Genomic DNA, 14,608 nt, shown 5'->3' with positions numbered 1-14,608 from the left:
GAGTTGCAATGCGACGAAGCAAATATCGTTCCATATGCTCTCGGGCGATTGAAGGTCGTTCTGCCTCTCGGAAGATCAGGGGCATAGCCTTCCCTTTCAGACCTGTGAGAATGCCTCCGGTTTGGGACCATCTCCTGCCGCAAGGTGGCGAAAATCGGCTACATTCCGAACCAGTTCAAACAACCGGTGACGGATCATGAAACGCTTAGCTACCATCGCCCTTCTTCTGATATCGAGTGCATCGATTTCGACTGCCCAAACCATCAAGGACGTCGACGTCATGAAGTCGAGGATTGCTTCCGGCCTACAGGAAAGCGGCAAGCGCCAACTGCTTGAAGCCCAGCGGGCGTGGGAGCGGTATCGCGATGCGGAATGCCGTTATCGACAGGCGAATTTTCCCAGCATGACCTCGGCTTCCGATTGTCAAAGAGCTCTCACGCGAGAAAGAGCAAAAGACCTCTCGCAGCAATTGGATTGGCTTGCCGACGCCGGGAGTGACGGGGCATCTGCGAGCTGCGAATCCGTCGCGGGCCGGAAAGTCGCTGCCGAGATGGTCCGCAAGTGCATGGCCGTCACGACGGCAACGCGGCCGCCCTGCAATGTGCAGAACTCGTGCGAACTCATCACCTCGGAAATCAAGAGGTCCTGCAGGATATTGGGAACTGGCGGACCTTCGTTCTGCCGCGACTACCGGTAGTTCGGCGCGTTCAGCCAGGAGCGGAACAGGCGAGGGGCTCGCCTGTTTGCCGCGCGGAAGAGATGCATAAAAAGGAAAACGGCGGGCCAAAGCCCGCCGTTTTGTCGTTGAAGTCAAGCGAATCCGGCCGTTACGCCGAATAGTACATGTCGAACTCGACCGGGTGCGGCGTCATTTCGAAGCGCATGACCTCGGTCATCTTGAGTTCGATATAGGCGTCGATCTGGTCGTCATCGAAGACTCCGCCGGCGGTCAGGAACTTGCGGTCCTTGTCGAGGCTTTCCAGAGCTTCGCGAAGAGAGCCGCAAACCGTTGGGATCTTCTTGAGCTCCTTCGGGGGGAGGTCGTAGAGATCCTTGTCCATGGCCTTGCCGGGATGGATCTTGTTCTTGATGCCGTCGAGGCCGGCCATCAGCATGGCAGCAAAGCCGAGATAGGGGTTCTGCGCCGGGTCCGGGAAGCGGACTTCGACACGCTTTGCCTTCGGCGAGGAGCCGAACGGAATGCGGCACGAAGCCGAGCGGTTGCGGGCCGAATAGGCGAGCAGCACCGGCGCTTCGTAACCCGGAACGAGGCGCTTATAGGAGTTCGTCGTCGGGTTGGTGAAGGCGTTGATGGCCTTGGCATGCTTGATGATGCCGCCGATGTAATAGAGGCAGCTCTCGGAAAGACCCGCATATTCGTCACCGGCGAAGGTCGGCTTGCCATCCTTCCAGATCGACTGGTGAACGTGCATGCCGGAGCCGTTGTCGCCGAAGACCGGCTTCGGCATGAAGGTTGCGGTCTTGCCATAGGCATTCGCGACCTGATGCACGACGTATTTGTAGATCTGCATCTTGTCGGCGTTGCGCACCAGGGTGTCGAACTTGACGCCGAGCTCATGCTGGGCCGAGGCCACTTCGTGGTGGTGCTTTTCGACGACGACGCCCATTTCGGTGAGCACGGTCAGCATTTCGGAGCGCATGTCCTGCAGGCTGTCGACCGGCGGAACCGGGAAGTAGCCGCCCTTGACACGCGGGCGGTGGCCGAGGTTGCCGGTCTCGTAATCCGTGTCGTCGTTCGACGGCAGCTCGGAAGAATCGAGCTTGAAGCCGGTGTTGTAGGGGTCGGCCTTGTACTTGACGTCGTCGAAGACGAAGAATTCCGGCTCGGGACCCACGAAGACCGTATCGCCGATGCCCGACGCCTTCAGATAGGCTTCGGCCTTCTTGGCCGTGCCACGCGGATCGCGGTTGTAAGCCTCGCCGGAGATCGGATCGAGGATGTCGCAGAAGATGACCATGGTCGACTGGGCGAAGAAGGGGTCCATGTGGACCGTTGCCGGGTCGGGCATCAGCACCATGTCGGACTCGTTGATTGCCTTCCAGCCGGCGATCGAGGAGCCGTCGAACATGACGCCATCGGCGAACATGTCTTCGTCAACGGCGGAAATGTCCATGGTGACGTGCTGCAGCTTTCCCCGGGGATCGGTGAAGCGCAGGTCCACGAACTTCACGTCGTTTTCCTTGATCTGTTTCATGATTTCGCTTGCGGTCGTCATTTAACGTTTCCTCGATTGCAAGATGACGAGTTGAACCCTGACCCGAGCGGCCAGTCGATTAAAGGTGTCGATCAGATGGCGTCGATGCCGGTTTCGCCGGTGCGGATGCGGATGACCTCCTCCACATTGGAGACGAAAATCTTTCCGTCGCCGATGCGGCCGGTCTGGGCGGCATTGCGGATGGCCTCGATGACCGCTTCCGCATTCTCGTCCGCCAGCACGACTTCGACTTTCACCTTCGGCAGGAAATCGACGACGTATTCGGCGCCGCGATAGAGCTCGGTATGCCCCTTCTGCCGCCCGAAGCCCTTCGCTTCGGTTACGGTGATGCCCTGAAGACCGACCTCCTGCAGGGCTTCCTTCACTTCATCCAGCTTGAAAGGCTTGATGATCGCTTCGATCTTTTTCATGAGAAAATATCTCTCCGCTTCTCCCTTGAAGCGGGACATGACCCGCTTGGCCTACTTAATGCAGATATCGTGCCAGTCTGGAAAGCCGAATTTGCAGAAAACTCGCATTTTGCAGGTGCGAACGTGTCGAATGGCCTGGTTTCAGGGTAAAACCGACCAGGAATTCCGCAAAATGCGACGATGAAGAGTTCATTTCGGAAAAATTTCATCGATTTTCCACATGTGAGATGATCAGCTTTCAAGTCACACAAGTGATTAATTATCAATCAAATGCCTAGTATATAGGCGATTGCGATTCTAATTGACGGCTTGTTTTCTGTGCACGATTCCTTTCAATGGGGACCATGACCTCCGGCACCGAAACCATGCTTCTCACGCCCGAAGAAATGGCCGCGGCAGATGCCGAGGCCGCCCGTTCCGGCATCCTATCCTTCGGCCTGATGGAGCGGGCCGGCCAGGCGGTGGCTGCGGCAGCGCTGAAGCGGTTTCCCCAGGCGCATCGTTTCGTCGTGCTTTGCGGTCCCGGTAACAATGGCGGCGATGGCTATGTCGCCGCCAGGGCGCTTCTGGAGGCTGGCGCCACGGTCGCGGTTTTCCATCTTTCCGATCCGGCGAAATTGAAAGGTGATGCGCGCCGCGCCTTCGATCTTTGTCCTGTCGCGGGCGCGCTACTGAAGGCTTACGAGCCCGAGGCGAACGATGTGGTCATCGATGCTCTCTTCGGGGCGGGGCTGGCCCGCGCCTTGACGGAAGACGTGATTCAGGTGATCCGCAAGGTGGAGGCCACCGGCCTTCCTGTCGTTGCCGTGGATCTGCCCTCCGGCCTTTGCGGACGGCGCGGCAAGCCGCTGGGTGCGGCGTTTCAAGCCGAACTCACCGTCACCTTCATGTCGCGGAAGCCGGGACATCTGCTGATGCCTGGACGGTCACTTTGCGGTGACATCGAGGTTTTCGATATCGGAATTCCGAAACGTATCCTGAAAAGCATCGCCGGAAAGATCAGCGAGAACCGGCCGGAACTCTGGCGGGAGCATCTGCCGCAACCCGGCCCGAATGCGCACAAATACCGCCGCGGGCATCTCGCGGTCTTCTCCGGCGAGGGGAGCAGGACGGGCGCGGCCCGCCTTTCCGCGGCCGCAGGTCTTCGGAACGGGGCAGGGTTGGTCACCGTGGCTTCGCCGCGGGATGCCATGGCGGTGAACGCGGCTTCGCTGACGGCGGTCATGCTGCACGAGGTGGAAACAGTCGACGATCTGAACGATTGGCTGAATTCGGCCAAGTTGTCCGCCTTCGTGCTCGGCCCCGGTTTCGGTGTTGGAGAAAAGGGCCGCCAATTCGTCCTCGCGCTCAAGGATCGGCCGCTCGTGCTCGATGCCGACGGCATCACCTCCTTCAAGGACGATCCCGCTCTGCTCTTCGAGGCCTTTGCAGCAGGCGAGACCCGCCTCGTGCTTACGCCGCACGAAGGAGAATTCGCGAGACTTTTCCCGGACCTGGCGGACGACGAGAACCTCAGCAAGGTGGAAAAGGCGATTAAAGCAGCCGGGCGCGCTCATGCCGCCATCGTCTACAAGGGAGCCGATACGGTGATCGCCGCCCCGGACGGGCGCGCCGCCATCAACACCAATGCGCCGCCCTGGCTTGCGACAGCCGGCTCGGGGGATGTGCTGGCAGGCATGATCGGCGCATTGCTTGCGCAGGGCATGCCGGCCTTCGAAGCTGCAGCGGCCGCGGTCTACCAGCACGGCGAAGCCGCCAAGCAGGCGGGCAGGGGAATGACAGCCGAAGACCTCATAACCCATGTCGGCAGTTTAGCCCTCTAGCTTTTAACGCTCCAGCATCTCTGTCATCGCCATGGCGCCATAAGGCGCGTTCACTTTGCCTTCGTGGATGAAGAAGGCGAAGACGTCACGCGGCTGTTTCTTGACCTCGCGCTTCTCGTCGATCAGCGGCAGATCGTCCGGCACGCCGCCCTCGGCCCAGGTCTGCAGCCGTTTCGCCCAGGCCTTCAAGTCCTTTTCCGAATAGCAGGTCTTGATGTCGTCCGAGCCCTTCTGCAGGCGCGCATAGACGAAATCGGCGGTCACGTCCGCAATCATCGGATAGTCGAAATGCTCGGCGCAGACGGGCGCGATGTTGTATTTCTCAAGCAGGGCGACGAACTCCGGCACCTTGAAACTGTCGTGCCGGACCTCGACTACATGCGTCAGCTTCAATCCATCCAGCTTGTTCGGCAAAAGCTTCAGGAAGGCTTCGAAATCCTCCGGCTCGAACTTCTTCGTCGGTGCGAACTGCCAGAGCAGGGGACCGAGATGATCTCCAAGCTCCGTCAGCCCCTGACCGAGAAACTTCTCGATCGATTCCCCGGCCTCGGCCAGAACCTTGCGGTTGGTGGTGAAGCGGCTCGCCTTCAGCGAGAATATGAACCCGTCCGGCACTTCGGACGCCCATTTGGCGAAAGTTTCCGGCTTCTGCGAGCCGTAATAGGTGCCGTTGACCTCGATGACCTTCAGCTTGCTCGCGGCATATTCGAGCTGCTTCTTCTTCGGCAGCTTGTCGGGATAGAACGTGCCTTCCCACGGCTCGAAGGTCCAGCCTCCAATGCCCGTGCGGATCGTGCCGGATTTCGTCATCAATTCCTCCCTGAAATGGCGATCTATTCCGCCGCTTCCACCTTCTTCGCCGGACGCCGATCCAGAAGCTCCTTCAGGAAATGGCCGGTATAGGAGCGCCTTTCCTGGACGACCTGCTCTGGCGTACCCGACGCGACGATTTCGCCGCCGCCGGTTCCGCCTTCCGGGCCGATGTCGATGATCCAGTCGGCCGTCTTGATGACTTCGAGATTGTGCTCGATCACCACCACGGAGTTGCCCTGGTTCACCAGTTCCTGCAGCATTTCCAGAAGCTTGGCGACGTCATGGAAATGCAGTCCCGTCGTCGGTTCGTCCAGAATGTAGAGCGTGCGTCCGGTCGAGCGCTTCGACAGTTCCTTGGCTAGCTTGACGCGCTGCGCCTCGCCACCCGAAAGCGTATTGGCCTGCTGACCGACCTTGATATAGCCGAGGCCGACATCGAAGAGCGCCTGCAGCTTGTCGCGCACGGCGGGCACCGCCGAGAAGAATTCGACGCCTTCCTCGACCGTCATGTCCAGCACATCGGCGATCGACTTGCCCTTGAAATGCACGTCGAGCGTCTCGCGATTGTAGCGCTTGCCGTGGCAGACGTCGCAGGTGACGTAGACGTCCGGCAGGAAGTGCATCTCGATCTTGATGACGCCGTCGCCCTGGCAGGCCTCGCAGCGCCCGCCCTTGACGTTGAAGGAGAAGCGGCCCGGCGCATAGCCGCGGGCCTTCGCCTCCGGCAGGCCAGCGAACCAGTCGCGGATCGGCGTAAACGCCCCCGTATAGGTCGCCGGGTTGGAGCGCGGCGTGCGGCCGATCGGCGACTGATCGATATCGATCACCTTGTCGATGAACTCGAATCCGTCGATCCGGTCGTGCTCGGCTGGGATTTCGCGCGCGCCCATGACGCGTCGGGCAGCGGCTTTGTAGAGCGTTTCGATGAGGAAGGTCGACTTCCCGCCGCCCGAAACGCCGGTTACCGCGGTGAATACGCCAAGCGGAACGGAAGCCGTGACATTCTTGAGGTTGTTGCCCCTGGCGCCGACGACCTTGATCTCCTTGCCCTTCTTCGGTTTGCGGCGCTCGGCCGGAACCGGAACGCCGAGTTCGCCGGCAAGATATTTTCCGGTGAGCGACTTCGAGTTGGCCATGATGTCGGAAGGCGCGCCTTGCGCCACCACCTCGCCGCCATGGATGCCGGCGGCCGGGCCAATATCGACCACGTAATCGGCCGTCAGGATCGCGTCTTCGTCATGCTCCACCACGATCACGGTATTGCCGATGTCGCGCAGGTGTTTCAGCGTATCGAGAAGGCGCGCGTTATCGCGCTGATGAAGGCCGATCGAAGGTTCGTCGAGCACGTAAAGCACGCCCGTCAGGCCGGAGCCGATCTGTGAGGCAAGGCGGATGCGCTGACTTTCACCGCCCGAAAGCGTGCCGGAATTCCGGGACAGGCTGAGATAATCCAGTCCCACGTCGTTGAGGAATCGCAGCCGCTCGCGGATTTCCTTGAGGATGCGCACCGCGATTTCGTTCTGCTTGGCGTTCAGCGCCTCGGGCAGAACCTCGAACCAATCGCGCGCCAGCTTGATCGACATGTTGGTGACTTCGCCGATATGCAGCTTGTTGATCTTCACCGCCAGCGCTTCCGGCTTCAAACGATAGCCGGCGCAGGCCGGGCAGGGGGCTGCCGACATGTAGCGCTCGATCTCCTCGCGCGCCCAGGCCGAATCGGTCTCCTTCCAGCGTCGCTCGAGGTTGGGAACGATGCCTTCGAAGGTCTTCACCGTCTTGTAGGAGCGCGCGCCGTCGGCATAGTGGAACTCGATCTTTTCCTCGGTCCCGTTGAGAATGGCGTTCTGCGCCGCCTCGGAAAGTTCGTTCCAGCGGCTGGAGAGCTTGAAATCGAACGCCTTGCCGAGCGCTTCGAGCGTCTGGTTGTAGTAAGGAGACGTCGATTTCGCCCAAGGCGCGATCGCGCCGTCGCGCAGCGTGCGCGCGGGCTCGGGCACGATCAGGGCGGCATCCACCTTCTGCTGCGAGCCGAGGCCGGCGCAGGTCGGACACGCTCCGAACGGATTGTTGAAGGAGAAGAGCCGCGGCTCGATTTCCGGAATGGTGAAGCCTGAGACTGGGCAGGCGAACTTCTCCGAGAAGAGTACGCGCTCATGGGTCTCGTTGAGGGACTTGTTGGCGGATCCGCCGGCGGCCGTCTCCTCGGCGGGCAGGGGCTTGTCGGCGAATTCGGCGACCGCCAGCCCATCCGCGAGCTTCAGCGAGGTTTCGAGGCTGTCTGCCAGGCGCGCGCCGATATCGGACCGCACGACCAGGCGGTCCACCACCACGTCGATGTCGTGCTTGTACTTCTTGTCGAGCGCCGGCACGTCGGCGATCTCGTAGAACTGGCCGTCGACCTTTACGCGCTGAAACCCCTTCTTCATGAGGTCGGCGAGTTCCTTCTTGTACTCGCCCTTGCGGCCACGGATCATCGGCGCCAATATATAAAGACGCGTTCCCTCCTCGAAGGCGAGGATGCGGTCGACCATCTGGCTGACGGTCTGGCTTTCGATCGGCAGGCCCGTCGCCGGTGAATATGGAACACCTACGCGCGCGAAGAGCAGGCGCATATAGTCGTAGATTTCGGTAACGGTGCCCACCGTGGAGCGCGGGTTTCGCGAAGTCGTCTTCTGCTCGATCGAGATTGCCGGCGAAAGCCCGTCGATCTGATCGACGTCCGGCTTCTGCATCATTTCGAGGAACTGCCGCGCATAAGCTGAAAGGCTCTCGACATAGCGCCGCTGTCCCTCGGCATAGATGGTGTCGAATGCCAGCGACGACTTGCCGGAGCCGGAAAGGCCGGTCATGACGATCAGCGAATTGCGCGGCAGATCGAGATCTATGCCCTTCAAATTGTGCTCGCGCGCGCCGCGGATGGATATGGTCTTCAGTTCGCTCATCTTCATGCTCTTCGGGGAGGATCGAAGGTCCTTATGTAGTGATTGATCAGCGCCTGTCGAGACGAAACTGCGGCTATGCAGGGGCCGTTCCCGAGTCGGTTGACAGCACTATATGGATTAACTAGAACAAATAAAGAACAAATTTGCTTGTGGATTAAACTTTGCCATGGCCCCATCGAAAGGGCCGATAGGTTAAAGTGCCGCATTGGATTTCAAGGCCGCTTTCGTTGCGGCGGACAAGGTGAGAGTTATGGCTGGTAGCGTAAACAAGGTCATCCTGGTCGGGAATGTGGGAGCCGATCCGGAGATCCGCCGGACCCAGGACGGCCGGCCCATTGCAAACCTCCGCATTGCCACTTCGGAAAGCTGGCGCGACCGCAATTCCGGAGAGCGGCGCGAGAAGACCGAATGGCATACGGTTGTCGTCTTCAACGAAGGCCTCTGCAAGGTCGTCGAGCAGTATGTGAAGAAGGGCGCCAAGCTCTACATCGAAGGGCAGCTCCAGACCCGCAAGTGGCAGGACCAGACCGGTAACGATCGTTACTCGACCGAAGTGGTCCTGCAGGGGTTCAACTCGACGCTGACCATGCTGGACGGTCGCGGCGAGGGCGGTGGCGATCGTGGCGGCTTCGGCGGCGGCAACAAGGGCGGCAGCGATTTCGGCGGAGGTGATTTCGGCGGCGGCTCTGGTGGGGATGACTATGATCGTCGCCCCGCCGGCGGCAGCCAGAGCCGCGGCGCATCGTCCGGCGGTAATTTCTCGCGCGATCTGGACGACGATATCCCGTTTTGATCAGGCCTGCCGATCGGCAGCCAAAGCATTCCACGCCTCCCGTTCGTCAGCGAGCGGGAGGCGTTCTTATTTCCAGCGCTTGAAGACGAGCAGACGAGGGCGTCAGGCTTCCACCAGCATGGCTGATTTTTCAGCCTTCGGCTCTGTTTGAGCGGAAAGCGGGCCGGTGGCAGTCTCGGCCTTGTCGGCCAACATGGCGACGAGCAGGTCGAATTGCGAGATGATGCCGACGAGCTTGCCGTTCTGCCGCGTGACCGGCAGGTAATGCAGCCCCGCTTCCGCGAAGATCACGATAGCCTCGGAAACCGGCGTGTCGGGGCCGACCGTCGTCACCGGGCTCGTCATGATATCCTTCACGGTATCGTTCGGCGCGGTCGCGCCCTTGAGGGCAAAGCGCAGCCTCTGGGCAAAGCCTATCGTGGCCCGGCCCTTCACCCAATTCGTCTTGTCGAGGAAATCGGTCTGGGTCACGATGCCCACGACTTCGGCGCTGTCGTTGGTGACGGGCAGGGCCTTGATGTGATGGGCCCGCATGAGATCTCGCGCTTCCTTCAGCGAGTTGTCCGGCGCTACCGCGATCACGTCGCGTGACATGATGCTCGCGCAGACCAGATCGCTGGCCCGCCTGCGGTAGGAGCGCAGCTCCGTCCTTCTGAGAATGGTTTCGAGATCGTCACGGTCGATGTCGAGAACCTGGTCATATTCCTTCAGCACCTCGTCCAGATCCTCCGAGCGGAAGCCGATGCGTTCGATCGGCGCCGGGTCGGACGTGCCGTGATCGGTCTGCTGCGGCTTCATTGCATGCGGATAGGCGCGGCCGGTAAGATTGTTGAAAGCGAGTGCCAGCAGAACCATAGCCAGCGAATTGCCGGCGACCGGCCAGATGACGAAACCATAACCGAGCTCGTGAATGGCCGGGCCGCCGAGCACGGCGGTCAGCGCGATCGCCCCGGCGGGCGGATGAAGGCAGCGCAACGCCATCATCGCCGCGATCGCCACGCCGATCGCCAGTGCCGACGCCAGCAGCGGATCCTGCACGAGCAGCGCGACCGTGACCCCGATCGTTGCGGCGAGCATGTTGCCGCCGAGCACCGACCATGGCTGGGCAAGCGGGCTCGAAGGCACGGCAAAGAGCAGCACGGCGGACGCACCCATCGGTGCGATCAGTGCCGGCAGCATCGGGTCCGACTTGAAGACTAGCCCGCCGATCAGGCCGGTAATCAGGATCCCTGTCAGTGCGCCGATCGCGGAGCGTATCCGCTCCTTCTGGCTGATGAGGATGGCTTCCGGCAGGAACCGCCGCAGCAAGCGTCTCATTTATCCGAGCTTTCGATTTCGATGGGGGATGATTGAGGCGGTGGCTCTTTAGCGCATCCCTTCGAAAAACGACAGTCTCCGATGCGTCAAAAAATCAAAGATTGAAGGCCGAGCGCACCCCGTCGACCACGAACTGGACGGAAAGGGCGGCGAGGATCACGCCGAGCAGCCGTGTGAGGATCGCCCGCCCCGTGACGCCGAGAAAGCGATCCAGCCGTTCCGCGATGAGCAAGGTCGCATAGACCAGCAGCATGATCAGCGCGATGACCGCGATCAGCAGGACCCGGTCCAGGGCGCCGGTAAAGGTGCCGGCCAGAAGTACCGTCGCGGAAATGGCTCCCGGCCCGGCGATAAGCGGAATGGCTAGCGGGAAGACCGCGATATTGTGGATGTGGTCGATGGTTATCGCGGCCTGCGAGGTCTTCTCCTTGCGCTCCTGGCGTTTCTCGAAGACCATTTCGAAGGATATCCAGAAGAGCAGCAGCCCGCCTGCGATGCGGAATGCGCCGATGGAAATCCCAAGCAGCCCGAGTATCCCCGATCCGAATATCGCGAAAGCGGCCAGAAGGCCGAATCCGATCAGCGAACCCCGGAAAGCGACCTGCCGCCGCTGAAGCGCCGTCATGCCCACGGTAAGCCCCAGGAAAACCGGTGCCAGACCGGGCGGGTCGAGCGTGACCAGCATGGTCGTCAGGGCGTTGATCAGCATGTCGGGCGTCGCCATATAACCTCCGGCCGGCAGTCCTTGCGGGTGATGGCGAAGATTGTTAGGACAGACGGGCAGGGAAGGCAAAGCCTGCCGTAACGCTTTCCTGTCGAAGGCGCTCCGCACGCTGTCCCACCGCCTCGCAAAGGCCGCAAAAGCTGTTCAAAACCCTGCCGGAAATTGGCGCTTCGCAGCGCTTTCCGATATAGACAAAGCAACTGATTCCGAACAGAGATCTGATCCGATTTGACTGAGCAAAGCACACCCGGCGGCGGAAAGCTGCCCCCCGGCATCGAGCCCATTTCCATTATGGAAGAGATGCAGCGGTCCTATCTCGATTACGCGATGAGCGTGATCGTGAGCCGCGCGCTTCCCGATGTCCGTGATGGATTGAAGCCGGTCCACCGGCGCATCCTCTACGGCATGTCGGAACTCGGCATCGACTGGAACAAGAAATACGTCAAATGCGCCCGCGTTACCGGGGATGTGATGGGTAAATACCATCCCCACGGCAATACGGCGATTTACGATGCGCTTGCCCGCATGGCGCAGGACTGGTCGCTCCGCCTGCCGCTGATCGACGGCCAGGGCAATTTCGGCTCGATCGACGGAGACCCACCGGCTGCCGAACGCTACACGGAATGCCGGCTGGAGAAGGCGGCGCATTCGCTTCTCGACGATCTCGACAAGGAAACGGTCGATTTTCGCGACAACTACGACGGCACGTTGTCGGAGCCTGTCGTGGTTCCGGCAAAATTCCCGAACCTGCTGGTCAACGGCGCGGGCGGCATCGCCGTCGGCATGGCCACCAACATTCCGCCGCACAATCTCGTCGAGGTCATCAACGGCTGCATTGCCTTGATCGACAATCCGGCAATCGAACTGCCCGAAATGATGGAAATCATTCCTGGTCCGGATTTCCCGACCGGCGCGATGATTCTCGGCCGCCACGGCATTCGATCGGCTTACGAGACCGGCCGCGGCTCGGTGATGATGCGTGGCGTCGCCACCGTCGAGCCGATGCGCGGTGACCGCGAGCAGATCATCATCACCGAAGTTCCCTATCAGGTGAACAAGGCGACGATGATCGAAAAGATGGCCGAACTGGTCAAGGAAAAGCGCATCGAGGGTATTTCCGACCTGCGCGACGAGTCCGACCGCGAAGGCTATCGCGTGGTCATCGAGCTGAAGCGCGATGCCAATGCCGATGTCATCCTCAACCAGCTTTATCGTTACACGCCGCTGCAGACCTCCTTCGGCTGCAACATGGTGGCGCTGAACGGTGGCAAGCCGGAACAGCTGACGCTGCTCGACATGCTGCGCGCCTTCGTCTCGTTCCGCGAGGAAGTGGTTAGCCGGCGTACGAAGTATCTTCTGCGCAAGGCGCGCGAGCGCGCCCACGTCTTGGTCGGTCTCGCCATTGCCGTTGCAAACATCGACGAAGTCATCGCCCTCATTCGCCGTGCGCCCGATCCGCAGACGGCGCGAGAGCAGCTGATGACCCGCCGCTGGCCGGCGCATGACGTCGAGGCGCTGATCCGTCTGATCGACGATCCGCGGCACAAGATCAACGAGGACGCGACCTACAATCTTTCCGAAGAGCAGGCCCGCGCCATCCTCGAACTGCGTCTTGCCCGCCTCACGGCCCTTGGCCGCGACGAAATCGCGGACGAGCTGAACAAGATCGGCGCGGAAATCAGCGACTATCTCGATATCCTGTCTTCGCGCCTGCGCATCCAGTCGATCGTCAAGGACGAACTCGCCGTTGTTCGCGACGAATTCGGTACGCCACGCCGCACGCAGATCCTCGATGCCGGCCTCGACATGGACGATGAGGACCTCATCGCCCGCGAAGACATGGTCGTTACCGTCTCGCATCTCGGCTATATCAAGCGCGTGCCGCTCGGCACCTATCGGGCGCAGCGCCGCGGCGGCAAGGGCCGTTCCGGCATGGCCACCCGCGACGAGGATTTCGTCACGCGCCTCTTCGTGGCGAACACCCATACGCCGGTGCTGTTCTTCTCGTCGCGCGGCATCGTTTATAAGGAGAAGGTCTGGCGCCTGCCGATCGGCACCCCGCAGTCCCGCGGCAAGGCGCTGATTAACATGCTGCCGCTGGAGCCCGGCGAACGCATAACCACGATCATGCCGCTGCCCGAGGACGAGGCGAGCTGGGATAACCTCGACGTGATGTTCTCGACGACGCGCGGCACGGTTCGCCGCAACAAGCTGTCGGACTTCGTGCAGGTGAACCGCAACGGCAAGATTGCCATGAAGCTCGATGAGGGAGACGAGATCCTTTCCGTCGAAACCTGCACCGATCGCGACGACGTGCTGCTGACGACGGCACTCGGCCAGTGCATCCGCTTCTCGGTGGACGATGTCCGTGTCTTCGCCGGCCGTAATTCGATCGGCGTTCGCGGCATCTCGCTGGGAGACGGCGACCGCATCATCTCCATGACGATCGTCGGCCACGTCGATGCGGAGCCTTGGGAGCGTGCGGCCTACCTCAAGCGCTCGGCTGCCGAGCGCCGCGCGGCAGGCGTAGATGAAGAGGATATCGCTCTCGTCGGCGAGGAAGTCACCGAGGAGGGACAGCTTTCCGACGAACGCTACGAAGAGCTGAAGGTACGCGAGCAATTCGTGCTGACGGTTTCGGAAAAGGGCTTCGGCAAGCGCTCGTCCTCCTACGATTTCCGTACATCCGGCCGCGGCGGCAAGGGCATCCGCGCGACGGATACGTCGAAGACGGCGGAAATCGGCGAACTCGTCGCAGCCTTCCCCGTCGAGGACAACGACCAGATCATGCTGGTGTCCGATGGCGGCGTCCTGATCCGCGTGCCGGTTGGCGGCATTCGCATCGCGAGCCGCGCCACCAAGGGCGTGACGATCTTCTCGACCGCCAAGGACGAAAAGGTGGTTTCGGTCGAGCGCATCAGCGAACCGGAAGGCGACGAGGAAAACGGCAATGGCCTGCCGGAAGAGATCGATGCCGAGACCGGCGATCTCGGCGCTGCCGCACCGGAGAACGGCGATACCGGCGAAGGCGCGACGGAATAGTCGCGCCTTACTCCTCAAGTCTCGTGAACATAAAAAGCCGGAGGATTTTCATCCTCCGGCTTTTGTTTGAACTGCGACGCGACGGGAGAGTCTCGTAGGCAGTTCCACTACTCGAATGCCTCAGAACGTGGTGTGACGCCGGGCAAAATCCTTCATGTCTTCGTTTTCGCGACGAAGTGCTCCAATGGTGGAGGCCACGGATGCCACGAACATGATGCTGATCAAACCTGCAAGTACAGTCAGTGTCACGAACATGGCTATCCTTTCTTGTTTGCGTTATCCGCCGTTATAATAATTCGTGTCGTTGTAACGGCCGGTCAGCTGCGGATAGTTCAGGTCTGCCTGCCCGGAATTGTCTTGATAAAGGGTCACCGTTGCTGTCAGCATGGCTGCGATCATTGCCGTCCAAACCACATTGATCATCGTGATCTTGTCGAGCGCGATCGTTTTCCTTTTCGCGAGCATCTCCGTTGTCCTTCTCGTTTGCCTGAACGCGCGGGTGCACGC

11 protein-coding genes are annotated in these 14,608 nt (G+C 60.9%); 3 read left to right on the top strand and 8 right to left on the bottom strand.

Features of this window, described 5'->3' with window-relative positions:
- Window positions 1-827 precede the first annotated feature (827 nt).
- Window positions 828-2,237 carry a type I glutamate--ammonia ligase gene (gene glnA / locus YH62_RS01015; RefSeq protein WP_046792294.1) on the bottom strand — a complete coding sequence of 470 codons (1,410 nt, stop codon included), beginning with the start codon at window positions 2,235-2,237 and terminating at the stop codon, window positions 828-830.
- A gap of 71 nt (window positions 2,238-2,308) precedes the next feature.
- Complete coding sequence (locus tag YH62_RS01010; RefSeq protein ID WP_011975544.1) at window positions 2,309-2,647, bottom strand: P-II family nitrogen regulator; 339 nt, start codon at window positions 2,645-2,647, stop codon at window positions 2,309-2,311.
- Window positions 2,648-2,991: 344 nt separating this feature from the next.
- Between YH62_RS01010 and YH62_RS01005 the strand changes: the two genes are divergently transcribed.
- A complete protein-coding gene (locus tag YH62_RS01005) occupies window positions 2,992-4,470 on the top strand; it encodes an NAD(P)H-hydrate dehydratase (RefSeq protein ID WP_046792975.1) in 1,479 nt (492 codons plus the stop codon).
- A gap of 3 nt (window positions 4,471-4,473) precedes the next feature.
- Here the strand turns inward: YH62_RS01005 and YH62_RS01000 are convergent, their stop codons facing one another.
- Window positions 4,474-5,280 (bottom strand): DUF72 domain-containing protein, encoded by an 807-nt coding sequence (locus YH62_RS01000; RefSeq protein ID WP_046792293.1) that lies wholly within the window; start codon window positions 5,278-5,280, stop codon window positions 4,474-4,476.
- A 23-nt stretch (window positions 5,281-5,303) separates the two neighbouring features.
- Window positions 5,304-8,225: an excinuclease ABC subunit UvrA gene (gene uvrA, locus YH62_RS00995; protein WP_046792974.1), complete on the bottom strand. Its 2,922-nt coding sequence runs from the start codon at window positions 8,223-8,225 to the stop codon at window positions 5,304-5,306.
- Between the two features lie 250 nt (window positions 8,226-8,475).
- On the opposite strand from uvrA, the gene YH62_RS00990 reads away from it, so the two are divergent.
- The gene (locus YH62_RS00990) at window positions 8,476-9,018 is read left to right on the top strand and encodes a single-stranded DNA-binding protein (protein ID WP_046792973.1); all 543 of its coding nucleotides are present in this window, start codon (window positions 8,476-8,478) and stop codon (window positions 9,016-9,018) included.
- A gap of 102 nt (window positions 9,019-9,120) precedes the next feature.
- On the opposite strand, the gene YH62_RS00985 is transcribed toward YH62_RS00990, so the two are convergent.
- Entirely contained in the window at window positions 9,121-10,335 is a 1,215-nt protein-coding gene (locus YH62_RS00985) for an HPP family protein (protein WP_046792292.1), read from the bottom strand.
- Window positions 10,336-10,429: 94 nt separating this feature from the next.
- Complete coding sequence (locus YH62_RS00980) at window positions 10,430-11,059, bottom strand: MarC family protein (RefSeq protein ID WP_046792291.1); 630 nt, start codon at window positions 11,057-11,059, stop codon at window positions 10,430-10,432.
- 228 nt (window positions 11,060-11,287) lie between these two features.
- Here YH62_RS00980 and gyrA point away from each other — a divergent pair, with 228 nt between their 5' ends.
- On the top strand, window positions 11,288-14,101 hold the full coding sequence (gene gyrA / locus YH62_RS00975; protein ID WP_046792290.1) for a DNA gyrase subunit A: 2,814 nt from the start codon (window positions 11,288-11,290) through the stop codon (window positions 14,099-14,101).
- A gap of 120 nt (window positions 14,102-14,221) precedes the next feature.
- On the opposite strand, the gene YH62_RS30975 is transcribed toward gyrA, so the two are convergent.
- Both YH62_RS30975 and YH62_RS00970 read right to left on the bottom strand, forming a co-directional pair.
- Window positions 14,222-14,356 carry a hypothetical protein gene (locus YH62_RS30975; protein ID WP_280950033.1) on the bottom strand — a complete coding sequence of 45 codons (135 nt, stop codon included), beginning with the start codon at window positions 14,354-14,356 and terminating at the stop codon, window positions 14,222-14,224.
- A gap of 21 nt (window positions 14,357-14,377) precedes the next feature.
- Entirely contained in the window at window positions 14,378-14,566 is a 189-nt protein-coding gene (locus YH62_RS00970; RefSeq protein WP_046792289.1) for a hypothetical protein, read from the bottom strand.
- Between the last annotated feature and the right edge of the window lie 42 nt (window positions 14,567-14,608).

Origin of the sequence: Rhizobium sp. LC145, assembly GCF_001005825.1 — a bacterium.
Classification (GTDB): Bacteria; Pseudomonadota; Alphaproteobacteria; order Rhizobiales; family Rhizobiaceae; genus Neorhizobium.
The sequence above is the reverse complement of the archived record's forward strand: the minus strand, read 5'-3'. Positions and strand labels throughout refer to the sequence as shown.